The sequence below is a fragment of the Cytobacillus gottheilii genome (assembly GCF_018582665.1).
GTDB lineage: Bacteria > Bacillota > Bacilli > Bacillales > Cytobacillaceae > Cytobacillus > Cytobacillus gottheilii.
Map to the genome: position 1 here is coordinate 4,485,876 of NZ_CP071709.1, position 24,923 is coordinate 4,510,798.

20 protein-coding genes, 4 tRNA genes and 2 pseudogenes are annotated in these 24,923 nt (G+C 40.2%); 1 reads left to right on the forward strand and 25 read right to left on the reverse strand.

Annotated features, from left to right (window positions below):
• Nucleotides 1-50: 50 nt before the first annotated feature.
• From J1899_RS21990 to J1899_RS22110, 24 genes and pseudogenes are all read right to left on the reverse strand, one after another.
• Nucleotides 51-845, reverse strand: a complete 795-nt coding sequence (locus J1899_RS21990) for an MBL fold metallo-hydrolase (protein WP_066441934.1) — start codon at nt 843-845, stop codon at nt 51-53.
• A 13-nt stretch (nt 846-858) separates the two neighbouring features.
• Entirely contained in the window at nt 859-1,647 is a 789-nt protein-coding gene (locus J1899_RS21995; protein WP_066441932.1) for a two-component system regulatory protein YycI, read from the reverse strand.
• Nucleotides 1,634-2,965, reverse strand: coding sequence for a YycH family regulatory protein (locus J1899_RS22000; protein WP_214476789.1), 1,332 nt, complete (start codon nt 2,963-2,965; stop codon nt 1,634-1,636). The genes J1899_RS21995 and J1899_RS22000 overlap by 14 nt, the downstream gene beginning before the upstream one ends.
• Nucleotides 2,962-4,794 carry a cell wall metabolism sensor histidine kinase WalK gene (walK, locus tag J1899_RS22005; protein ID WP_066451237.1) on the reverse strand — a complete coding sequence of 611 codons (1,833 nt, stop codon included), beginning with the start codon at nt 4,792-4,794 and terminating at the stop codon, nt 2,962-2,964. Before walK ends, J1899_RS22000 begins: the two co-directional genes overlap by 4 nt.
• Nucleotides 4,795-4,803: 9 nt before the next feature.
• Nucleotides 4,804-5,514, reverse strand: a complete 711-nt coding sequence (yycF, locus tag J1899_RS22010) for a response regulator YycF (RefSeq protein WP_066441928.1) — start codon at nt 5,512-5,514, stop codon at nt 4,804-4,806.
• 341 nt (nt 5,515-5,855) lie between these two features.
• Nucleotides 5,856-7,328: a peptidoglycan DD-metalloendopeptidase family protein gene (locus J1899_RS22015; protein ID WP_214476791.1), complete on the reverse strand. Its 1,473-nt coding sequence runs from the start codon at nt 7,326-7,328 to the stop codon at nt 5,856-5,858.
• Nucleotides 7,329-7,647: 319 nt separating this feature from the next.
• Nucleotides 7,648-7,720 (reverse strand) — tRNA-Phe (locus J1899_RS22020).
• Between the two features lie 152 nt (nt 7,721-7,872).
• Nucleotides 7,873-7,949 (reverse strand) — tRNA-Asp (locus J1899_RS22025).
• Nucleotides 7,950-8,018: 69 nt separating this feature from the next.
• Nucleotides 8,019-8,090: transfer RNA gene (locus J1899_RS22030), tRNA-Glu, on the reverse strand.
• Nucleotides 8,091-8,106: 16 nt separating this feature from the next.
• Nucleotides 8,107-8,182, reverse strand: a tRNA-Lys gene (locus tag J1899_RS22035).
• Between the two features lie 473 nt (nt 8,183-8,655).
• A pseudogene (locus tag J1899_RS22040) lies at nt 8,656-9,948 on the reverse strand (adenylosuccinate synthase).
• A gap of 170 nt (nt 9,949-10,118) precedes the next feature.
• On the reverse strand, nt 10,119-11,483 hold the full coding sequence (gene dnaB, locus J1899_RS22045; RefSeq protein ID WP_066441924.1) for a replicative DNA helicase: 1,365 nt from the start codon (nt 11,481-11,483) through the stop codon (nt 10,119-10,121).
• A 200-nt stretch (nt 11,484-11,683) separates the two neighbouring features.
• The gene (gene rplI, locus J1899_RS22050; protein WP_066441922.1) at nt 11,684-12,133 is read right to left on the reverse strand and encodes a 50S ribosomal protein L9; all 450 of its coding nucleotides are present in this window, start codon (nt 12,131-12,133) and stop codon (nt 11,684-11,686) included.
• Complete coding sequence (locus tag J1899_RS22055) at nt 12,130-14,103, reverse strand: DHH family phosphoesterase (protein ID WP_214476794.1); 1,974 nt, start codon at nt 14,101-14,103, stop codon at nt 12,130-12,132. Before J1899_RS22055 ends, rplI begins: the two co-directional genes overlap by 4 nt.
• An 11-nt stretch (nt 14,104-14,114) precedes the next feature.
• A complete protein-coding gene (locus tag J1899_RS22060; RefSeq protein ID WP_214476795.1) occupies nt 14,115-15,056 on the reverse strand; it encodes a YybS family protein in 942 nt (313 codons plus the stop codon).
• Between the two features lie 170 nt (nt 15,057-15,226).
• A complete protein-coding gene (locus tag J1899_RS22065; RefSeq protein ID WP_214476797.1) occupies nt 15,227-17,233 on the reverse strand; it encodes a methyl-accepting chemotaxis protein in 2,007 nt (668 codons plus the stop codon).
• A gap of 212 nt (nt 17,234-17,445) precedes the next feature.
• Nucleotides 17,446-17,685 (reverse strand): 30S ribosomal protein S18, encoded by a 240-nt coding sequence (rpsR, locus tag J1899_RS22070; RefSeq protein ID WP_066188608.1) that lies wholly within the window; start codon nt 17,683-17,685, stop codon nt 17,446-17,448.
• 48 nt (nt 17,686-17,733) lie between these two features.
• Complete coding sequence (gene ssb, locus J1899_RS22075) at nt 17,734-18,261, reverse strand: single-stranded DNA-binding protein (RefSeq protein ID WP_066441915.1); 528 nt, start codon at nt 18,259-18,261, stop codon at nt 17,734-17,736.
• Between the two features lie 37 nt (nt 18,262-18,298).
• Nucleotides 18,299-18,586, reverse strand: a complete 288-nt coding sequence (gene rpsF, locus J1899_RS22080) for a 30S ribosomal protein S6 (RefSeq protein WP_066441913.1) — start codon at nt 18,584-18,586, stop codon at nt 18,299-18,301.
• 133 nt (nt 18,587-18,719) lie between these two features.
• Nucleotides 18,720-19,616 carry an ABC transporter permease gene (locus J1899_RS22085; protein WP_214476799.1) on the reverse strand — a complete coding sequence of 299 codons (897 nt, stop codon included), beginning with the start codon at nt 19,614-19,616 and terminating at the stop codon, nt 18,720-18,722.
• A 13-nt stretch (nt 19,617-19,629) separates the two neighbouring features.
• A pseudogene (locus J1899_RS22095) lies at nt 19,630-20,549 on the reverse strand (ABC transporter permease subunit).
• A gap of 154 nt (nt 20,550-20,703) precedes the next feature.
• Complete coding sequence (gene ychF / locus J1899_RS22100; protein WP_214476804.1) at nt 20,704-21,804, reverse strand: redox-regulated ATPase YchF; 1,101 nt, start codon at nt 21,802-21,804, stop codon at nt 20,704-20,706.
• Nucleotides 21,805-22,049: 245 nt separating this feature from the next.
• Nucleotides 22,050-22,235, reverse strand: coding sequence for a DUF951 domain-containing protein (locus J1899_RS22105; protein ID WP_066441904.1), 186 nt, complete (start codon nt 22,233-22,235; stop codon nt 22,050-22,052).
• A gap of 2 nt (nt 22,236-22,237) precedes the next feature.
• A complete protein-coding gene (locus J1899_RS22110; RefSeq protein ID WP_214476806.1) occupies nt 22,238-23,131 on the reverse strand; it encodes a mechanosensitive ion channel family protein in 894 nt (297 codons plus the stop codon).
• A gap of 341 nt (nt 23,132-23,472) precedes the next feature.
• On the opposite strand from J1899_RS22110, the gene yyaC reads away from it, so the two are divergent.
• Nucleotides 23,473-24,102: a spore protease YyaC gene (gene yyaC, locus J1899_RS22115; protein ID WP_214476808.1), complete on the forward strand. Its 630-nt coding sequence runs from the start codon at nt 23,473-23,475 to the stop codon at nt 24,100-24,102.
• 108 nt (nt 24,103-24,210) lie between these two features.
• On the opposite strand, the gene J1899_RS22120 is transcribed toward yyaC, so the two are convergent.
• The gene (locus J1899_RS22120) at nt 24,211-24,915 is read right to left on the reverse strand and encodes a DUF554 domain-containing protein (protein WP_214476809.1); all 705 of its coding nucleotides are present in this window, start codon (nt 24,913-24,915) and stop codon (nt 24,211-24,213) included.
• Nucleotides 24,916-24,923 lie beyond the last annotated feature (8 nt).

The window sequence follows — 24,923 nt, forward strand, 5'->3', positions numbered from 1 at the left end:
ATAAAAAAAGCAGCAAAGGATTCAATAGCTCCTCTGCTGCTTTCTATTCTTTAAACTGCCGTTAAAATCGTAGGTGTTTTCGGATCGGTGTCATAAAGGGTAAACTGTTCTCCAACCATAATACCCTGTGTTTCAAGTGTTTGAGCGACAGACATGCGTGCTAAATCTTTAATGTTGTTATCTTGGCTTAAGTGAGCAAGGTAGATGCTTTTCGTGCGATCACCTGCTACTTCACCCATCGCAATCGCTGCATCCTCATTAGAGACATGGCCAACGTCGCTTAAAATGCGGCGCTTGATGCTCCAAGGATAACGTCCCATTCTCAGCATCTGTACATCATGGTTGCTTTCAAACACATAGGCATCTGCATTGGAGATTAACCCTTTCATCCGGTCACTGACATAGCCTGTGTCGGTAATTAAGACAAGCTTTTTTTCACCGCTATGGAATACATAAAACATCGGATCTGCCGCATCATGTGAAACGCCAAATGACTCAATATCCAGGCTTCCGAATGATTTCACTGTTTCCATTCCAAAGGTGAATTTTTGCTCCACTGGAATCTGGCCGATTAAGTTGTCCATTGCCAGCCATGTTTTTTCATTTGCATAAATAGGCAGCTTATACTTGCGGGCAATAATGCCGACGCCTTTTATATGATCACTATGTTCATGTGTCACGAGGATGCCGGACAGCTTCCCCATATCTCGGTCAATCTGCTGAAATAAGGTTTCCATTTGCTTGCCGCTTAGTCCTGCGTCAACCAAAAAAGAATGCTCCCCGTTTTCCACATAAATGGCGTTCCCCGTACTGCCGCTTGCCAGAACGCTGAATTGCATGGACATAATTTCTCCCCCATTAATTATTCTCTATATTACTTAAATCGATGATATCGCCATACTTCACATTTACATATAAACTTCCCTGGTCTTTTACTACAAAACGCCATACCGGAGTGAGTGTATAGGTAGTCGTATTTTCACTTAGGAATGTATAATAACCGATCTCCACATCCGTAATAACGGAGTTTGGAAGCAGCTTTCCGTTTTGATACAGTGTCTCCATTGCACTTAGCGGAGGAACCGGATCTTCAACTTCTACACGATCTTCAATGCTGGTGAGCAGTGTTTGTGTATATGAAACAATTTCACCTTCTGGATTCAGAAACAGCGTCAATCGGCCATTATTGTTTTTGTAAAACATTTTTCCTTCGAATGTCTGATAGAACGTAATCGTTGTTTCTCCTTTTTCCCAGAATGCATATTGATCCGCATATATGATATAAGCATCTAAAAAGGTGTTTAATTCTTCAAGATCAGCATCTTCATCTATTGCATATGGTTCATCTAAACTGACGACTAATTCTTTTCCTCTATTAATTTCGGCGGATTGTTCATCAAACTTTGCATCTTCAAGATCTTCCTCTGTGAATTCCGCCCGTTCAGCATTAATTAAATTCACTTCATTATTATCATTTTTCAGTTCTGGAAACTCGATGCCATCAGCTCTTAATCTGTTTTCTACAGAAGCTTCCGATTCAAGCGCTAATTGGCTTGCATCCCTCAGCTTTGAGAATTCATAGATGAGATACACATCCAGTACGAGAAACGCGATAATAAAAATCGTTTTAATTTTACTCCAATCCACGGTTGATCCCTCCTGTCTCCTCCATGGACAACATAATCCAATTCCCGCCATATAAGTAGTACCAGGAAGGGTCAAGATAAATTAATTTGGTTTGTGGATCCTTGGTCATTTTATAGCCAATTGCAATATCCTCAAGCTGATCTAATTCTAATCCTTCCAGACTCTCTAAATGATTAACGACTGATTCTCCAGATGGAAGATCAACCTTTATATGATCTGAAAGAGGTGCATCGAAAGAAAAATTGCTTCTTCGATATTCGCGGAATTTCCCTTGACTCCAGCTTACCTGAACGGTTGACTTACTAGAGCTATCACTAAAAATGGGATATCCGTTTAATTCATACTGTCGGAAGACAACTCGATTACTGGCTTGATCAAATGAATCATAGCGGTAATTATCTGTCCATCCGCCATGACTATTGACATAATCAATGCTTTCGGATAATAAACTGCTGTCTACCGGAGACCATTCCGTACTTGTATCAAAATTAATATAGGAAATCGTATTTGAATCATGCATAACCCTCAGCAGACTTGAGCTGTCCGTGAATTCTTCCATTGTAGACTGAACATTTTTCTGCACAATCGTTGGTTCACTAAAAAGAAGGTTCTTAAATCGATCTGATTCGAATTCCTCTGATAAATATTGATATTTAACAAGCTGCCTTTCACCTGAAGGAATAAAAATGGTCGTTCCAGCAGATGGCTGGTAGCGAAAATACTTGGAAAAATTCTCATTGAATATTGAGTTCTCAAAATACTTATCTTTAAATGATTGAACAAGTGAAGCTCTTACATGACTCTGATAAACGGTATTGGACTTTTTCGAAATAAAATAGACAATCCCATCTTCCCTGTCCAGATTATTTGAGTTAATGACAATATGATCAAAATCGAATGTGAGCGCAATCTCTTCATCAATGGCAATGACATTTTGATATTGCTCAATCGGTACATTATCTGGATAAGTGATAACCGTATTTCCTGGTTCATACATGGAAGAGATTAATACATCTGCTTCACTGCTCCGATCCTCGAAATCGGTTAAATTCCATTCTTTTATTTCATTAATTGTTTTGTTGATTTCCCCGATGTCAACCGTTCCGTAATGTTCATTATTCGGATAATGGTAGACTACCTTCTCAGGCAAGACAAGCTTGCTGAACTCGTTAGTAGGACCTATTGGCTCTTCCTTCAGCGTTTTTAGATTTTCAAGCAGTTCCAAGTTAGGCTGATATGTCCATAGAGTCCAAGTTAAAACTCCACTAAGGACAACTAAAATGACTAATATGATATTTTTAATATTTTCATATGTCATTCCCACTCATCCTCTTCTGTCCGGTCATAAGGCAGACTGAATGAAACGGTCGTCCCTTTGCCTTCTACACTATCGGCCCAAATTTTCCCTCCATGCGCTTCGACCATTTCCTTCGCGATGGCAAGTCCTAATCCAGTGCCGCCAAGCTTTCTTGTTCTAGCTTTATCAACTCTATAGAATCGCTCAAAAATCTTGCTGAGATTTTCTTTCGGAATTCCAACTCCCTGGTCAGAGATACTGATTACAATAAAGCCTTCCTGATCTTCAATCTGGAATGCTACTTTCCCGCCTTCTGGGGAATACTTTAAGGCATTTGAAATAATATTATCCAGCACCTGTGTCAGTTTATCTTCATCAATCTCCACAAATATCGAATGATCTGGCAGGTTTCGTTCGAAGATCACATTTTGGCTTTTTGTAAAGTCAAAGCGATCAATAATTCGGTTGTAAAACGGAATAAAATCAATCCATTCCTTCGTTAAACGATAATCCTTACTGTCCATTTTAGAAAGCTGCAGAAGATCATTCACCAGGCGAATCATTCGCTCTGTTTCAGTTTGGGTGACATTTAAGAAATGCGGCGCAATTTCTTGGTCTTCCCATGCTCCTTCTGCCAGTGCTTCTAAATAACTTCTCATCGTCGTCAATGGCGTTCTCAATTCATGAGAAACGTTGGCCACAAATTCTCTGCGCTCCATATCAATTTTTTCCTGCTCGGTAATATCGTGCAGTACCGTAATCAAGCCGTTTACAAAGCCAGTTTCCTTTTGAATGACTGAAAAGTTAGCACGTAAAATCAATGGATTAGGCTGATCACTATAGTCTAAAATGACCGAATCCTGTTCGTCTAGAAGGGCTTCAAATGTATATTCATCTTCTAATTCAAGCAGAGAAACAATAGAGGATGACAACACTGTTTCACGTGAAACATTCAGCATTTTTGCGGCAGGATCATTGATTAAAATAACTCGTCCCTTTCGATCTGTTGCGATTACTCCGTCAGTCATATAGGAAAGAACGGAAGACAGTTTTCTGCGTTCTCCCTCTGTCGTCGCATGGGCTTCCTGCAGCTTCTTCGTTAAATTGTTAAATGTCATCGCAAGCTGCCCAATCTCGTCTTGACCATAAATTTTAACCTTACGGGAGAAGTTCCCTTTCGCCATCGCCAAAGCCTGCTTACGCATATCAGAAATAGGCTTGGTAATCGTTTGGGAAAGCAAAACACCTAGAATAGCGGTGATGACCAATGCGATCGCTGTACCTGAAGCAAAGATTTTATTTATCTGCTTCATTTGTTCATACACATTTTCAATTTTGCCTTCTAAGTAAATTACTCCAACGATCTCTCCATTTGTTTCAATTGGCGTCACAAGTCGCCAGATTCGGTTGCCTGTTGACCGATCAATTCGTTCTTCATTAGCTGGCTGGCTCGTTGCCAGTGTTTTATTAATGATCGTGTCAATGGCCGTCTGTCCCACTAAATACTGATTATCAGGATCAGATGAACCAAGAATTCGCTTATTGTCATCAATAACCCGTACCTCTGTCACATCATCAGAATAGTAATCACGCAATAAGCGATAAATGTCAGCCTGCAGTGTCGGAGTGCTTTCATCCTCTACATTCCGATCCTTAGACAGCTGTTCCTCTAAATAATAAGCTAGCAAGTCTACACGATCTTCAATCGTTGCTTTAAAGTTATCCTTCAAGGTTGTTTCCAGCTGACGGACAAAATAGACCCCAATGGTTTGAATGGCAATAAAAATCAGCAATACATAGATGATTACGAACTTTAAATGAATCGAGCGAAAGAACCCAACCTTGTTCATCAATTTTCTTTACTCCTGTTCGGGATTACGCAGATAGTACCCCACTCCTCGTCGTGTAACGATCCATGTTGGATGACTTGGATTGTCCTCGATCTTTTCACGAAGTCTTCTTACGGTTACATCGACCGTTCTGACATCCCCATAATAATCATAGCCCCAAACGGTCTGCAGCAGGTGCTCTCTCGTCATGACTTGTCCGATATGTCTTGCCAGGTAATGAAGCAGTTCAAATTCGCGGTGTGTTAATTCAATTTGCTCCCCGCGTTTAGATACAATATAAGCATCCGGGTGAATGGTTAAGGCACCAACTTCAATTTCATTGGTTTCCTCTTCTTCAACCGCACGATCCGAGATCTGCTGATGTCTTCTTAAGTTTGCTTTCACACGTGCGATAAGCTCTCTCGTACTGAAAGGTTTTGTTACGTAGTCATCCGCACCAAGCTCCAAGCCTAGTACTTTATCGATTTCCGAATCTTTTGCTGTCAGCATGATAATCGGCATATCATATTTTTTGCGTACCTCACGGCAAACTTCAATACCGTCTCTTTGCGGAAGCATAATATCTAAAAGAATCATATCCGGCTTAATTTCCTCTACCATTTCAATCGCAGAGTTGCCATCATAAGCACAGTGTACGTCAAAGCCTTCTTTTTTCAGGTTAAATTGTAATATATCTGCAATTGGTTTTTCATCGTCTACTACTAGAATTTTCTTATCCATATATGTCCCCTTCTCTTGAAAAAATGATGAGAGTTTCTATTTGTATGTTCTGCACAATTTCTGTGGTTTATATCATTTTTACATTTAATGTTTTCAGGTGCAAATTTGAGAAGCGATTACTTGGCTCCATTCTTGCATCATCCGCTTTTCTTTGACCAGCTGCAGGCGCTAGGAGCTCGAGTTCTTCCGCTTTCCTATATAAAATTTTATCATTTTAGAGGCTTGAATTCATCTTTTAGCCGCTTTCATACTTAATTTACCACATTTTCAGTGCACCGGATTGGTCTGTTTAATAGAAAAAGTCTCTAGCAGCCAATGACTAGAGACTTTTTCAGTTAAACTTAGCGAACGTAATTTAGCGGGTCTTGAAGACTGCCGTTTTTGTATAGCTCAAAGTGCAGATGGATACCTGTTGAATGTCCTGTAGAGCCCATTACACCAATGCCGGATCCCTTTTGGACTGTTTGCCCCGAACTTACGCTCATTGAATCTAAGTGTGCATAAACTGTACGGTAGCCATTTTGATGGTCAATGATAATTTTATTGCCATAGCCGCCGTCCCAGCCAGCTGATACGACAATGCCATTGTCTGCGGCTTTAATCGTGCGATTGCTTGGTCTGGCAATGTCGATTCCTTTATGCAGCTTACCCCATCTGTAGCCAAGCTTGCTTGATACATAGCCGCCTGATGCAGGCCATACAAAGCTGCCGTCACCGCGTGATGGGATGACCTTGGTTCCTTTTACTACAATATGTTTAACAGGCTTTGTAATAATCTCTTCACTTACTTCTTCTTTTGCTGTTTGTTTGCCATTTTGCTCTGTTATAGCATATGTAACATTTCTGGAGCCTTCTTTTCCTTCTTGCTTCACCTTTGTGTCGCCTTTGAACATGGAAGAATCCTCAATGACTTCTTTTTCATAGTCAATCTTCTCTTTGCGCAAGGCTTCTTTCTCTACCACAACATCAACATAAGGCTTTAACACCGTTACATTTAATTGCTGACCAATATCTAAAATCGAATCCTCTTTTAGTACTGGGTTTAATTCGAGAAGCTGTTTAGTCGTCAGGTCATATGCTCCAGCAATACTGCCAAGCACATCCCCTTCCTTTACTGTGTACTTTTTATCTTCTAATGTTCCTTTTTTCAGCAAAGTGACCGCTTCTTTTACGGTCATTAATTCATCCGGAGTAATGGATTCTGCTGAGACAGAAACATTTTCTGTAAAAGAAACATCCACAACTCGTGTTTGATTGACTTCTAAAGCGGGTAAAGGCTCACTAGACGCTTTGTTTACTTCTACTGCTCGTAAAAGCGCATCTGATACATAACTGAGCTTTATTTGCTTAAGTACTTCTTCCGCTTGCTTCTCATCTGCTAAATAAGCAATTTGTTTCCCATCAATCACAATGGCCGATGCCTCAGCCTTAATCGCTAAAGACGATTTGATCTTGTCTGCTGTTTCTTCATCATAGGTATTGGCATTAGCAGCAAATACTTGTTCTGGAACAAAAGAGACTTGTGACTTCAGAATTGCATCTAAATTTCTATACTCATTTTCTAAGCTTTCCAGCTGCTTTTTCACTTTTTCTTCTATTAAGTTTTTATCAGAAACGGTTCCAATATATTCATCATCCATGTATACGTAATAAACGGTTGTTAACTCACTTCCATCTGCATATGCAGCAGAACCCGCAGCCAATGTAATTGCTCCTGCGGCTAAAGCAGTCATACAAACCCGTTTTAGCTGTTTTATCATTCTCTCTGTTGTTTGTACTGTATATGTAGTTATGGATTCCTTCCAATTAAACATTGTGACTCCTCCTAGACTACTGTAACAAATCTCCAAACATATAGTTCTATTTATCTACTAAAATTTCACACCCCTATACTTTACCATATGATTCTTCTTAATAAAGAATAGAAGTGATAATGTAACAAAATTGTATAATAACTGACATTTTATTACTTTTAACAAGCGGAAAGGCTTGTCGAAAAGACGGTTTAGATAGTATTTCGTGATAAATTTGAAGATTTTATGCATTATTCAGCTGGGCTGCAATAAATACATTAGTTGAACTTTGTAAAAAGAAAAAAGCTGCCTTGATTATTTTCAAGACAGCTTTTTGAGATGGCTCAGGACGGAATCGAACCGCCGACACAAGGATTTTCAGTCCTTTGCTCTACCGACTGAGCTACTGAGCCATAATTAATTTTCATTCCTAAATCGTAAATCTGCTAGTCCTTTGTGAAAAAAACCTTCGATTTTTTTCACAGATTGCCGCTGAAGTATTTCCAGGGTGTTAGCAATCTGCTCTACCGACTGAGCTACTGAGCCATTCAATTTATTATGTAAATGGCGGTCCGGACGGGACTCGAACCCGCGACCTCCTGCGTGACAGGCAGGCATTCTAACCAACTGAACTACCGGACCATTTAATTATATATGGCGTCTGAGAGACTGACCGCTCTTGTCGATCTGCTCTCAGCTGCCAAATGCCGATGACCCCTACGGGATTCGAACCCGTGTTACCGCCGTGAAAGGGCGGTGTCTTAACCGCTTGACCAAGGGGCCATTTTATTAGTGAAGATGGTGAGCCATGAAGGACTCGAACCTTCGACCCTCTGATTAAAAGTCAGATGCTCTACCGACTGAGCTAATGGCTCATGAATATTGCTCATTGGCGACGCTTTTTATAATATCATAGCATTGCACATTGTACAATAGTTTTTTAAAAACTTTTTTGTTAACCACACAGTTTATGTTGTTTACGGAAAAAGATAGAGTATTTACATCATAAGAGCGTACTATTTTTACAGATAAAATACTTTTTTAAAGATATTTCGTAAAAATAACGGATACCACTTCAGTTCTGCATTGTTTTGAACTCATTCTCTCGCATTTTAATCCCTATTACCCTAATTTAACCGGATTTTAAACTGCTGGCGCTGAAATAAATCTGTATATCCGCCGTCCAGGAAATTTATCCGCCATAAAACACAATATTTCCGCCGTTATTTTGATATATATCCGCCAAACCTCCAACCAGAGTGACGATCCCATCCCGCAGAAGTCTCCAAATACCTCACAAAAAAGACCAGAGAGAAAATCCCTCTGGCCTTAACGAACATATCTGTTATTAGTTTTGTCTCCAAGGGCTTCTGACTACGTTTGTTTGCGAACGGTCAGGGCCAACAGAGAAGATTGATAATGGAATACCTGTCAGCTATGCAATGCGCTCTAAATAGTGGCGTGCATTTGCAGGAAGCTCATCAAGTGATTTGCAGCCTGTGATATCTTCTGTCCAGCCTGGAAGCTCTTCAAATACAGGCTCACATTCAGAAAGGACTTTTAGGCTTGCTGGGAATTCTTCAATTACTTCGCCTTTGTACTTGTATGCTGTACAAATTTTTAATGTATCAATGCCTGTTAATACGTCAATAGAGTTAAGAGAAAGATCAGTAATTCCGCTCACACGGCGCGCATGACGAACCACTACGCTGTCAAACCAGCCAACACGGCGCGCACGACCAGTTGTTGTACCATATTCGCGTCCTACTTCACGGATTTGATCGCCAATTTCGTTATTTAATTCAGTTGGGAAAGGACCGTCACCTACACGAGTCGTATAAGCTTTAGAAACTCCAACTACATGAGTAATCTTAGTTGGACCTACACCAGATCCAATTGCTACACCGCCAGCGACTGGGTTTGAAGATGTTACAAACGGATATGTGCCTTGGTCAATATCCAGCATAACTCCTTGTGCACCTTCAAATAATACACGGCGTCCATCATCTAATGAGTCGTTTAAGACAACTGACGTATCACATACATAATGCTTAAACTGCTGTCCGTATTCGTAATACTCATCAAGAATATCTTCTAACTTGAAGCCTTCTGTTTCATAAATGCGCTCAAGAAGACGATTTTTCTCATCCAGGTTACGAGACAATTTTTCTTCAAACACTTCTTTGTCCAGCAAGTCCGCAATACGGATCCCCACGCGGGCTGCTTTATCCATGTATGCTGGGCCAATTCCTTTTTTCGTTGTTCCGATTTTGTTGGCACCTTTGCGCTCTTCTTCTACTTCATCCAGCTTTAAGTGATAAGGCAGAATAACATGAGCACGGTTGCTGATGCGAAGGTTGTCTGTTGATACGCCCTTTTCATGCAAATATGCAAGCTCTTTTAAAAGAGCCTTTGGATCAACAACCATTCCATTGCCGATGACACAAATTTTATCATTATAAAAAATCCCTGATGGAATTAAGTGCAGCTTATACGTTTCACCGTTGAATTTAATTGTATGTCCGGCATTATTACCGCCTTGATAACGGGCGATGACTTCTGCATTTTCAGAAAGGAAGTCTGTAATCTTTCCTTTTCCTTCATCTCCCCATTGTGTTCCAACTACTACTACTGATGACATTTAACATGCACCTCCGAGGTTAACTTAAATCCCTTTTCAAACAAACTAATTTTATCAATAATGAAGGATGAAAGTCAACAAAACACGAACATTTCTTATAAAAATATTAAAATATGTTCGTAATATATGAAAATAGTAAAGAAAAAGGGATCAGTTTTGAACTGATCCCCTTATGCACCAGGCGGCGCGTATGCATCATCATAGCGTTTCTCTAAGTTTACGAATTTATTATACTCTTTCACGAACGCGAGCTGAACGGTTCCGACTGGGCCGTTACGCTGTTTAGCGATTATGATTTCGATAATATTTTTGTCTTCAGATTCTTTATCATAATAGTCATCACGATATAAGAAGGCAACAATATCGGCATCCTGCTCAATACTTCCTGATTCACGGATATCGGACATCATTGGCCGTTTATCCTGACGCTGCTCCACACCACGGGAGAGCTGTGATAAGGCAATAACAGGCACTTGCAGCTCACGCGCTAAAGCCTTTAGGGAACGGGAAATTTCAGAAACTTCCTGCTGGCGGTTCTCGCCTGAGCGGCCGCTTCCTAAGATAAGCTGAAGGTAATCAATTAGAATCATTCCAAGACCGTGTTCCTGCTTTAAGCGGCGGCATTTTGAACGAATTTCTGTAATACGCACACCAGGAGTATCATCAATAAAAATACCTGCATTTGATAAACTCCCCATCGCCATCGTCAGCTTGCCCCAGTCATCATCAGTAAGTGATCCTGTTCTTAAGCGCTGTGCGTCAATATTCCCTTCGGCACATAGCATACGCATAACAAGCTGCTCAGCACCCATCTCGAGACTAAAGATCGCTACATTTTCCTGCGTCTTCACAGCAACGTTCTGAGCGATATTCAAGGCAAAGGCTGTTTTACCAACGGAAGGACGTGCTCCCACAATGATTAAGTCATTGCGCTGGAACCCGGCTGTCATTTTATCCAGCTCTGCGAAGCCGGTGGCGATCCCGGTAATATCGCCTTTTCGGTTATGCATGACTTCAATATTATCGTAAGTACGGACAAGAACATCTTTAATATTATGAAAGGCGCCTGCATTTTTGCGCTGTGCCACTTCAAGAATGCTTTTTTCTGCTTCACCTAATAAAGATTCAACTTCATCCTCACGGGAATAGCCGTCTTGTGCAATCGTAGTAGCTGTACGAATCAGTCTTCGCAGCAGCGATTTTTCTTCAACAATTTTTGCATAATACTCCATGTTTGCCGCTGTTGGAACAGAGCCGGCAAGCTCACTTAAATAACTGACACCGCCTGTATCCTCAAGCAGCTTGGCTGCGTTCAATTCCTCTGTTACGGTGACGAGGTCAACTGCTTTACCTGCATCGTTCAGCTTCAGCATGACATTGAATATTTTCTGATGTGATGCCCGGTAAAAATCTTCTGGAATTAGTATTTCAGATGCTAAAGTAAGGGAGGAAGGCTCCAAAAAAATGGCTCCTAATACAGCCTGTTCGGCCTCCATATTCTGCGGAGGAAGACGATCAGCATATGCTTCATTCATAATAAAACCCCCTAATTTGAAATGCGGAAGGCGCTTGCTCAGCCCTGCATGGCGAACGAAACGCTAAAACTAGACAAATATATATATAAAGGACATAAATAACTATTTTAAGTCCTAAAAAATGTGACCAGCCGGAACCGATCACATTTAATAGGACTTATCTATTGTAACATGTTTATTTCATTTCTGTATTTCCAATATTAGTTTGCTTCTTTTACATGAACATTTAGAGTTGCTGTTACTTCTGTATGAAGCTTAACAGGAACCTTTGTATATCCTAATGAACGAATAGCGTCATTCAGCTCAATTTTACGCTTATCAATTTTGATTTTATGTTTTTTCTGCAGTTCTTCTGCAATTTGCTTGCTTGTGATTGAACCGAATAAGCGGCCGCCTTCACCAGCTTTTGTTGAAAATTCAACAGTCAGTTTTTCAATCGTTTCTTTTAGCTCTTTTGCACTTTCTAATTCTTCAGCAGCCACCTTTTCTTCTTTTTTCTTCTGAGCATTTAGTGTGCTGACAGCTGATTGGTTCGCTTCAACTGCAAGACCATTTTTAATTAAGAAGTTATGCGCATAACCATCTGCAACATTTTTCACTTCGCCTTTTTTGCCTTTGCCTTTTACATCTTTTAAAAATATAACTTTCATTCGTTCTTTCTCCCTTCAAAGTAATCATCAATTGCTTCTTTTAGTTTGATTTCAACATCATCAATCGAAATATCCTGAAGCTGTGTAGCTGCGTTTGTCAGATGGCCGCCGCCCTCTAGGTTCTCCATAATAACTTGTACATTCACGTCGCCAAGCGAACGAGCGCTGACCCCAATAATATGATCAGAACGATACGAGATGACGAAGGAAGCAATGACTCCATCCATTGTCAGCAGGGTGTCTGCTGCCTGGGCTATGAGCACCTGATCAAATTCCTGGTTTGGATCACCCTTTGCAATGGCAAGGCCATCCCGGTAAAACGAAACGGTCTCAATTAATTTAGCACGTTTAATATACGTATCGACATCTTCTTTTAAGAACTTTTGAACGAGAACGGTATCTGCTCCCAGGGCCCGCAAATAGGAGGCAGCATCAAAGGTACGAGAACCTGTACGCAGTGAAAAGCTCTTCGTATCCACAATGATGCCAGCCAATAAAGCGGTCGCTTCAAGCATTTCAATTTTGCTGTTTTTTGGCTGATATTCTAGCAGTTCTGTTACGAGCTCAGCGGTGGAAGAGGCATATGGCTCCATATATACAAGAAGCGGGTTGGCTATGAACTCTTCTCCTCGGCGGTGATGGTCAATGACAACAACATGGTCGATTTTCGCCAGCAGCTTTTCTTCAATGACTAAAGAAGGCTTATGCGTGTCAACTACAACCAATAATGTGTCATCTGTAGCCATTTCCATCGCTTGCTCAGGTGTAATGAATTTAGAAAACAAAGTTTCATTTTTTTCAATTTCACCCATCAGCCTGCGCACACTCATGTCGATTTCTTGAGCATTCATAACGATATAGCCTTCACGCTGGTTCATTTGTGCTACCTTCTGAATGCCTATAGCCGCGCCGATCGCATCCATATCAGGCCGTTTATGCCCCATTATGATTACCTTATCACTTTCGGCAATCAGCTCTTTTAACGCATGTGAGATGACTCTCGCACGCACCCTTGTTCTTTTTTCAATCGGATTGGTTTTCCCTCCGAAGAATTTTACTTTCCCATTCGGCTGCTTAATTGCTGCCTGATCGCCGCCTCTTCCTAAAGCAAGATCCAAGCTGGACTGTGCCAGTGTACCCAGTTCAGGCAAGCTTGAGACGCCTGTACCAACTCCTATACTAAGCGTAAGCGGCACATTCTGTTTTGCTGTCGTTTCCCTGACCTCGTCTAAAATCGTAAATTTCCCTTTTTCTAAAAGGCGCAGGATGTTTTCATTAAAAACAGCAATGAAACGTTCAGAAGACACGCGCTTTAAAAATACTCCATTTTCCGTTGCCCAATGATTCAAAATGGACGTAACAAGATTGTTTAAACTGCTTCTTGTCGGATCATCCATTGCTTGAGTAAGATCATCATAATTATCTAAAAAGATGATGGCTATAACCGTTCTTTCCGCCTCATACATCTTCTCAATTTCTGTCTGTTCTGTTACATCAAAAAAATACAGCAGCCGTTCCTCTGGCTTATGAATGACACGGAACTTCCGGTCATGAAGTGTAATCACTTCGCTCTCTACTTCTTGCTTCACAATAGAAACAAGTGAATCCGCTACATCATAAAGCGACCTGCCCACAAGCGTATCTTCATCAAAACAAGTAGCAAGGAATGGATTGGTCCACTCAACAAAATAATCATCATTAATGAGCATAATGCCAATAGGCATTTCCATTAATGCTTCTTCCCCAACTTTTTTTACCCGATAAGATAGAGTTGAAATATATTCCTCTGTTTCTTTGATCTGTTCATTATTAAGCTTGAACAGAAAGTAAAAAGGAAGTACAGCAATAAGTAATGCTATAAGACCGATGATCCAATTGTAATATGCTAATACCCCAAGAAGCACCGCTGTTACGCCCATTAATCCGAAAATCGGATAGCGGATGGACCGCTTTTCTAAATATGAAGGCATTCTTTCAGCTCCTAAACATCTCTGCTTTCTACTCTTTGTCTTAATCCAAACCCTAAGTCAATTATACCTAATAATCTCACAATATAAAGGAGAATCGGCAATAATAACGAAAGTACGAGCGCTATTATCGGGAAAGCTTTTGGAAGCCCCTTCTTATAACTAAAATAAAAAATGAGAGAGAACCCTTGAATGACCATAAAGATCTGAAGAATATAGGTTAAGTTTACTAGTGCGAGAAACCAATAGCTTCCTTCTTCAGGCTGAAGAAGCAATGAAGCAATGATAGAAAGCAAATAGTACCATAAGATGCTTTTCGGAAATGACAGCTCTCTAAATGGCTTCGATTTGCTGACTTCTACACCGAATCTTTTGATAATCGGCAAGGCAATAAGCTGCAGGAAAAATACAGTTAGAAATGAAGACATAATTAAAAGAGTCGGGATCAATGTCTGGATCATTTCAACTCCTGCATCAAGCTGTTCAAAAAGCTCGTCTCCTCCTTGCCCCATTGCAGCCATCATATCTTTTGCCATCGCAATCGATTCTTTCATGACCAATATACTTTCTTCCACAAAATTGATATCCATTACGAGAACAGAAACCGCATATACCCCCAGCGTAGCCAGCAGGAATGCCAATGAACCAGCAATATACGTTTCTAAACGACTTTTCTTCTCTCTAAGAAAATCCCCAATCACAAGTCCTGTTAAACCAAATAAAAGCGTGACAGGCACAGCAAATATGGTTCCTGTTATAAAGGAGATTAGGACTGCAGCTACGAAGAACAAAAGAGCGTCCTTTCTGGCGTGCTTTGCGGCAATCATCATAAACGGCACCGGCAGCACAAAATTGACAACGGCTCCAATTACCGGCACATAAATGGTAATCATTAATAAAACGGCGAAGATCGCCAAAAATACGGCACCCTCTGTTAGCTTATGTACATTTTTCAATTATTTCACCTCATCAGACAGCTATTCCATAAGGACTATTGTAGCTACATTTATGCTCGCATTCAACCATACCGACCTAATACAAGATTTGTCCAAGGGTGAACAGGCTATATTGTATAACTGAACAAAAGGAACACCTTATGATCTAAGGTGTTCCTTTTGTATTATCTTTATGAATCATGCAGTTCAAACTTATTGACAGCAATTTGCAGATCATTACTGAGTTCTGTCAATTGTTCAGCAGATTTTGAAACAGATTGGAGTGCAAGCACTTGTTCATCAGTAGAAGCACTTACCTGTTCACAGGAAGCTGCTGATTGCTGTGCCATTGCCGCCATATTATGAATACTATTCAAAACATCTTCCTTACTACTGGAAACTTGATCCACTTCACGATGAATATAAAAAATCGATTCCTTCATTTTATTCACAAGTTCAGAAATCTCCCGGAAGCTGCCTTCTGTTTCTTGCACAGCGTTCGACTGCTGATAAAAGTTATCTTTTGTTCTATTCATGGAATCAACAGCTAGGAGGGATCCCTGCTGAATGTCCATGATTGTTTGCTTCACTTCATCTGTTGCTTTTACAGACTGCTCAGCAAGCTTTCTGACTTCATCAGCAACAACAGCAAAGCCTTTTCCATGTTCCCCTGCCCGAGCTGCCTCTATGCTTGCATTCAGTGCGAGTAAGTTTGTTTGTGAGCTTATATCTGTAATGGTCGTCATTACATTCTCAATCATCTTTATTTTGCTCTCGAGTTCATGAATGACATTCTCTGTAGCTCCCATAAACTCTTTTGATGTCGCAAAGGAATTTTTCAATTCAGTCATCTGGTTAATCCCTGCAGAATTCACTGTATCCGCCTGCTCTGCCAGCTTCGTCATCTCCATGGTCTGTGATGTAATATCATTGATTTGAGTACTCAATCTTGAAGACATTTGATTGGCGTGCTCGCCATCCTCTGCAGCCTGCGCAGCTCCATTAGCAATTTCATTAATCGCAGCCGCCACTTGTTCACTGGATGCATTTGTTTCCTCTGAAACGGCGCTTAAACTTTCAGCCGACAGCTTCACATCATTAACAGAACTTTCTACCACCGTAAGTAATGACCGCATATTATCCACCATGTCATTAAATTGACCAGCTAACATTCCAATTTCATCTTTTGAAACAATAGCTGCTTTTACTCGCAAATCTCCATTTGCCACTTCACTTACGGCTTTTTTCAAGTGGAGGATCGGCTTTGTCATTCGGTCAGCCACAAAATAAATGATCATGAGGGCAAAGATAAGAGCAATTGCAGATACTAAAATAATATTAAATTGAATAGATTTAGCGCTAGCCATTAAATCATCTTCAGAATAAGAAGTACCAATCTTCCAATTTGTCCCTGGAACAGTATCAAACATGAGCATACGATTCTCATTTTCATACACATAATGAATAGTGCCTTGTTTTCCTTCACGATTATACATTTCTTGGATAAAAGGAAGGTTTTCTATATTTTCTTGATCACTTTTAGGATATACAATTGGCGTACCCGCCTCAGAGAGGATGAATGGATATCCTTCATGACTAATTTCAATGTTGTTAATCATTTCTGTCAGCTGAGTTAATTTAAAATCAAGCCCCATCACTCCTACTGTACTGGCATTTTCCTTAATAGCATAAGCTGCTGTGACCACAATCTCATTTGTCGCAACATCTTCATAAGGCTCACTCCAAACAACTTCATCAGATGAAGCCACTGCCTTTTGATACCATTCACGAGTCGTTGGATCAAAATCAGCAGGAAGTTCCACTATTGGCATAATATTAAGGTTTTTGCTTTCTGCGGCTGCAGCATAAATAGAAGTTACTTCACTATTAATCTCATTATAGTCAGCCAAAATCTTTTCAAGCCCAGCTGTATTGTATTCTTCTTCAGCGTTTGAGGCTTGAATATAATTCAGAACTTCTTGAGAAGATGCAATGTGCTGTAAGCTTGTTGCGTATCTTTCCATAAAAAGCTGCAGCGTATTGTTCATCTGCGAGACGATTCCTTCAGTCTGAATGACAACATCCTCTTCAATTTTATTTTTAGTCTGTTCATTTACAGCGAAACCAACAGCTGCCAATATTGCAAAGAGGAGGAAAACAAACAAGATGACTAATTTCACTTTAATAGACTTCAGCATGCGATCGCCCCTTACTCAATCATTTGTACGACAATAGTACCACATTCGACAAAATTCTACTATATATTATTTTGAAAATTAGAATTTTTATGAATACTATTGAAGGGACTATCATACAATGACCCATACATAAAGAATCACCTAATGTGAAATAGATATAAAAATAAAAAAGCAGCATAGAGATCGAGTCTCCACACTGCTTTGACATACAATTATTCTCCTGCAACGAATGGCAATAATGCCATTTGACGTGAACGCTTGATAGCAATCGTTAATTTACGTTGGTATTTAGCGTTCGTGCCAGTTACACGACGTGGTAAAATTTTACCGCGCTCAGAGATGAATTTTTTAAGAAGATCCACATCTTTGTAATCGATGTGAGTGATTCCGTTTGCTGTGAAATAGCAAACCTTACGGCGCTTCGCGCGTCCGCCTCTGCGTCCTCCAGCCATGTTCATTTCCCTCCTTGCTGAATAAGTTTTACTGCATGTAAGGTTATATTAGAATGGAAGATCATCATCCGAAATATCGATTTGACCGTCATTTGCGAATGGATCCTGATCCACACGAGTATAACCTTGGTTATTATTTCGATTATCCTGCTGACGTTGATTCTGATTTCCAAATGGGAAATCCTGCTGTTCCCTTGGGCTGTTGCCATATCCGCCGCCATATTGCTCGGATCTGCCGCCACCGCCGCCTGAGCTATTTTTGGGCTCAAGAAACTGCACACTTTCTGCCTGAACTTCTGTGATATAAACACGTTTTCCATCCTGGCCTTCAAAGTTACGCGTCTGAATACGCCCATCTACTCCAGCTAAACTTCCTTTTTTAAGGAAATTCGCTACATTTTCAGCTGGCTTTCTCCAGACAACGCAATTGATAAAGTCTGCTTCCCGCTCACCTTGCTGATTCGTAAAAGCACGATTCACTGCAAGAGTAAACGTGGCAACTGGAACACCATTCGGCGTATAGCGTAAGTCCGGATCCTTTGTCAACCGTCCGACAAGAACAACTCGGTTCATCATCAGAATCAACTCCCTTCAGCAAAATATAATTTATCTATTACTTTTCATCTCTAACAACGATTTGACGAATGATGTCTTCGCTGATTTTAGCAAGACGAGTGAACTCATCAACTGCTGGTGTTTCAGCATTAACAGTCAATAATTGGTAGTATCCATCGCGGAAATCATTGATTTCGTATGCAAGACGGCGTTTACCCCAATCTTTTGATTCGATTACTTCCGCACCATTGTCAGTTAAGATTGAGTCGAAACGCTCAACAAGCGCTTTCTTAGCCTCATCTTCAATGTTTGGGCGGATGATGTACATGATTTCGTACTTTCTCATCACATTTGCACCTCCTTTTGGTCTAAGCGGCCCATATAGGGCAAGGAGCAATTATTCATTACTCACAAGTTGAAATTATACCACATTCAGCTTCTTAATGCAACGAGCTTATTCATAACTGCAAATATCCAACCTATGACGGCATATGCCTGTTAAAATGCTTTCGGAATCCTTCACCAAGTATATTAAATGTTAAGGCAGCGACAACAATCGCCAGCATCGGGTAGAAGGGAATCCATATGGCCGTCACAAAATCGGCTCTTGCATCCTTAATAAGCGTCGCCCAATCATGACTTAAATTTTCAACAGAAAAACTGCCATAGCCTGTTTGCACAAAACCTTGGCTTATAAAAACACTTAAAACAGCTAATTGCCCAATGAGCATTGCCACACGAGCCGCTTCACTAAAGAAATTCACAATCACTTCCGGCAAAAGGTTCGGGAAATAATAATGATAAAGCATTTTTAAAGGGTTATTTCCAATCGTAACTCCTGCCTCAACAAATGGTTTCTTTGAAAGCTCATGTGCCTGCTTTTGAATAATAAAAGCCACACGGCCAACATCAACAAGAGCAATAACTGCTATGGCAATGAAAAAGCGCGATTCGTGAAACAAGAGCGGAGGCAGGCATAGTATAAGTGCTACTGTTATAACGACCGGCAGACTTGAAAAAAGCTGACTCCAGCCGCGGACAAGCCATGCAAAAAAACCTTTATCCTTCGCCCCCAGTAAACCGAGCGGAAGAGCGATTGCATAACGAAGAATGACAATGAGGAATATAAGCAAAAAGGTATCCTTCGCTCCTACTACCAGCAAGCTCAGCATATCTCTTCCTTCACGATCAGATCCTAAAATAAACTCATCTGATGGCGGAAAGGGAGCAACCTTAATCTCACCTGAGGAAGGAAATAAAATCCTTTCTCCTCCCAAATCCTTATCAATAAAAGGAAGATGCGGACCAGCAAATGTAATAAGTGCAAGAACAGCAGCCATAAGGAATCCGATGATTAGATAATAGTTTTGCTTCATTTTGATCAGCCTCCTATACAATCCGCATACTTCTTTTAATGATAAAACTGGTCAGCTGTGCCAGCATTACAAGCAGCATAATAATGAGTCCAATGCCAATAATCACTCCATGTTCAAATAACCCAATACTAAGTCCCTCATTTGTATTGGTATATCCGAGAGCAGTAAACAACCGGTAAGACATGCCTTCATACCCCAGTAAATACTCCACTATTAGAAGGCTGGTCATCAAATGAACCATGATGGAGGTCATATGTGCTAACACTGGCTTTAAAGCGTTTGGAAGAATATGCGATATACAACCTTTTTTTGCGTAAATCCTTTAGAGCGAGCCACCTGTATGTAATATTGACCGTCTTCATTTAAAAGCGAGGTTGAAGTAATTCTAGCAATGTACATCATTGGATAGATGGCTACTAAAATCGTCGGCAGCAGAAAACTATAAGAAGTATTTTGACTTAGAAGCTTTAGGTCAGGAACAAACATGGTGACTCCCCAGATCATACAAACGGCAATAAAAAAATCTGGAATCGACTGCAGCATCCAGGTTAATCCATTTCCAAACACACTGAGCTTTGTTCCCTTGCGGCGGTAATCAAAAATCCCTTTAAATATCCCTAGAAAGACACTGAGAAAAAAAGCGGGAAAAATAATCTTCAGGCTTGCGGGCACATATCTCAGCAATTCATCTTCAACTGTTACCCTTTCATGTCTTGTATCACCTAAACTTTTATCATTCCAAACCGTTTCAAAATAGTGAGTTAGATTATTTTTGTATTCAGACCATGAAAATTGGTATTCCAGCATCATTTCAGCGGTTCCGCTAACGGTTGCCACTGTTAAATTCCGCGGAAACAAAACAATTAAAACAAGCGCACAAATAATAAGAAAATAGAGCAGCACCTGTTTTAGAAAAGCTCTAGTAATCTCCATAACTCCTCCCCCGAATTTCTTTTTTTATCTAATCATATCAAAGGCAGGAATTATTTTCTATAAATTTAGTATTTTCATAAAATTTTTATTGCCGGCAGCTCAGCTTGAAAATGGACAAAAAAGAAAGACTGCCAAATGACTGGCAGCCTGCTTCTTATACATTGAAACGGAAATGCATGACATCTCCATCTTTTACGATATATTCTTTTCCTTCTAAACGAACCTTGCCCGCTTCTTTCGCTGCTGTCATTGTTCCTGCATCTAACAGGTCCTCATATGCAACAGTTTCTGCACGAATAAATCCTTTTTCAAAATCACTGTGAATAACACCAGCACATTGTGGAGCTTTCATGCCTTTGCGGAACGTCCATGCTCTTACTTCTTGAACACCAGCTGTAAAATAAGTAGCTAGACCTAATAAATGGTAGGCAGCACGAATCAGCTGATCAAGACCAGATTCTTCGATTCCAAGCTCTTGAAGGAACATTTCTTTTTCCTCACCCTCAAGCTCTGCAATCTCAGATTCAATTTTTGCACAGATCACAATCACTTCTGCGTTATCTTTTGCTGCAAATTCTCTTACTTGCTGAACATACTCGTTGCTAGAAGGATCTGCAACATCATCTTCAGATACATTTGCTACATAAAGGACTGGCTTAATTGTCAGCAAATGCATGCTTTTAGCAATTTTCATTTGTTCTTCTGTAAATTCAACTGTACGTGCAGGCTTGTCCGACTCAAATGCTTCTTTAAGCATTTCTAGTACTTCTAATTCAAAAACAGCTTCCTTATCCTTCTGTTTTGCTAATTTGCCGACACGGCCAATTCGCTTTTCAACTGATTCAAGGTCTGCTAAGATTAGTTCTAAGTTAATCGTCTCAATATCATCAATCGGATCCACTTTCCCTGCAACGTGTGTAATATTGTCATCAGCGAAACATCTGACAACCTGGCAAATTGCATCTACTTCACGAATATGAGACAAGAACTTATTTCCTAAGCCTTCCCCTTTGCTCGCACCTTTTACAATTCCAGCAATATCCGTAAATTCAAAAGCAGTTGGCACAGTCTTCTTTGGCTGAACAAGTTCCGTTAGCTTTGTTAAACGGTGGTCAGGCACTTCAACAATACCGACATTCGGATCAATCGTACAAAACGGGTAGTTGGCAGACTCTGCTCCTGCCTGTGTAATTGCATTAAATAAAGTAGATTTACCGACATTCGGCAAACCGACAATCCCAGCTGTTAAAGCCATTCAAAGGTCACTCCTCTAATCTTCATAATCTATACTCAAAAACAATTCCATTCCTAATCAATTAACCTCCCACAATTATAGAGAGGTAATCCGAAAAGCGCAAGCGCCTTGGTCAGCCCCGACAAGCATAAGACAAGATGGCTAGAAGGTTGATCTTTACCTTCTGGACAGATTGGCTTATGACCTCGAGGGGCTAGGCGCTGAAGCTGGAATCTTAGAAAAACACATCCTCTAGCTCGTTTGTATTATTCTGATAGGATTTTCTTCAGTTTACGGGCAAATTCTCTTCTTGGGATCATGACACTATGACCGCAGCCTTCACATTTAATGCGGATATCAGCGCCCATGCGAATGATTTTCCAGCGATTTGTTCCACATGGATGCTGTTTTTTCATTTCTACTATATCGTTTAATTCAAATTCCTTTTCCATACTTATCCTCCCATATTCATTTTGCCGCTATTTATTTCAGGTTCTCTGCTGTACGTAACCATTCTTGGAAATGGAACATCAAAGCCATTCTGCTCTAAACAAAATTTAATTTCTTTTCTTAATATGCGGGCAATATAAAAGTGACGCATTGGCAATGTTTCGGACGTAACCCGAATGGCAACATCTGCTCCCGCCATCGTTTGAATTCCTAATATCTCAGGTCGTTTTACCATATCACTATACTTTTCAGGCAGCGTGAGAAAAAGCTCCTGCAGCACTTCTTCTGCTTTTGTGAAATCTGCATCGTAAGTAAGACTGACATCCACAAAGGCAACACTATTATTCAACGAAAAGTTCGTCACTTGAATAATGCTTCCGTTCGGCAGAATATGAAGCTCTCCTGTCCAGTTTTTAATTTTCGTCGTCCGAAGACCAATCTCCTCTACGGTGCCCTCAAACTGATCAATTCGAACGTAATCGCCAACGGAAAACTGATCTTCAAAGATTATAAAAAAACCGGTGATAATATCCTTTACTAGGTTTTGAGCGCCAAATCCAACTGCCAAGCCAACAATTCCTGCTCCTGCAAGCAAAGCTCCTACATTAATCGTTAAAGCCTGAAGGATCATCATTAAAGCAATAAAGGATGTGACATACGTCAAGACATTTTCCAGAAGCTTCATTAATGTGGCTTCGCGCCTCTCTGTAATTCTAATTGCCGACCGTGTTCGCACCGTAAACAATTTGTGAATTAAGATTTTGCCTGACTTAATGATAAATCGAGTGATTATGATAATAAGTAAAATTCTTAAGGCACCTTCGCCAATTTTCCACCATAAGGCTTCATTAAATAAATGCTCTTTTATCTCTAATATAAGGCTATCCAGACCGTTCATGGGTTTCACCTGCTTTAATTTTGTTAATTATACATTGTATACGATCTATATTAGCAACTTTTCTCTCTACATTGTAGCAGAGAGCACTACACTTTATCTCTTCAAAAAAAACTGGCACATGAACATTGATGGAACATTGTTCAGATATACAAATCCTTTACCATAATAAGTTCATTTTTTAGCAGTTCTTCGCAAGACATACGTATAGATTTTTAAAAAATTCCGTATACTGTTACTACTCAGAAAAATACAGGGTGTCTGCAAGAGGCACAAAATGATTTAACAAGCCAAATACCGCAGAAAAACAGCGATACAGCAGAAATTTTGAAGGAGAGAAGCCGATGAATTTTAAAACAAACCTTTTTGATAAAAAAACTGGCGGAACAAAACGGATCGAGCATGATGAGCAAAGTGCAGAAGAAAAGTTGGCAATTGAATTAAAGGCTAAACTGCCTGCAAGATTAGGCATCCGTCCTGTTGTTTTTGTTTGCATCGGCACTGATCGTTCAACCGGCGACTCTTTAGGACCACTTGTTGGGACACTGCTTGAGGAAAAAAAGATGGAATCCTTTTATGTGTACGGTACTTTAGAAGATCCCATTCATGCGGTCAATCTTCAAGATAAATTAGCTGAGATCCGCAAAAAGCACTTTAATCCTTTCATCATTGGCATTGATGCCTGTTTAGGAAGGGTTAAATCTGTCGGCATTATCCAAGTTGGTGACGGTCCTGTTAAACCTGGGGCAGGCGTTAATAAAGATTTGCCTGAAGTGGGAGATATGCATATAACGGGCATCGTTAATGTGAGCGGCTTTATGGAATTTTTTGTTTTACAAAATACCAGATTGCATTTGGTTATGAAAATGGCCCAAATGATTGCGGGCGGTATTTATGAAGCGAGTCTGGAATTTCCCCGGCATCCAACTTGGTCTGCAATTAAGTGGCCAGTTGAAACAGAACAAACACAGTAATAAGAAGAGCATCGAGGCTTAATACGGATACAGGGCTATAAAACTTTTACTTTCTGAAAGAATAACGAAAAATGAGGCAGTGATTTCTTTTCACCGCCTCATTTTCTTTTATCCCCACATATATAATATGGTCACAATAATGGCTGTCACGATAATACCCGGCAGCAGATTGGCCACTCTAACCTTTGTTAAACCTGTTAAATTAAGTCCAATTGCAAAAATCATAATGCCGCCTGCTGCTGTCATTTCAGTAATAAAACTATTTAATAGAGCCTCAGGGATGACATTGTTTATTCCTTTTGCAAAAAGGGCAATCAATCCTTCATACAAGACGACAGGAATAGCAGAAAAGATGACGCCGATTCCCAAGGTAGTTGCTAAAATTAGGGCGGTAAATCCATCAATAATCGATTTGGTATACAAAACCGAATGATCTCCCCTAATACCGCTATCTAATCCGCCTATAATAGCCATTGCACCAATCACAAAGATCAATGTGGCCGTCACAAAACCTTGCGAAATGCTGCCTTGCCCACTAGTTCCAATTTTCTTTTCCAGCCAATTTCCTAACTTATTAAGCTGATCTTCTAATCCTAAAAACTCTCCTATTACAGCTCCAAAAACAAGACTTAAAATGACAATTAGAAAATTGTCACTTTTCAAACCCATCTGCAGACCGAGAACCATAACACATAGGCCAATGGCATACATGACCGTTGTTTTCATATTCTCTGGAATGCGGTGAAATAATCTGCCTAAAAAAGTACCAATAATAATGCATATGCCGTTTACCGCTGCACCTAATAAAAACATGTAAATCT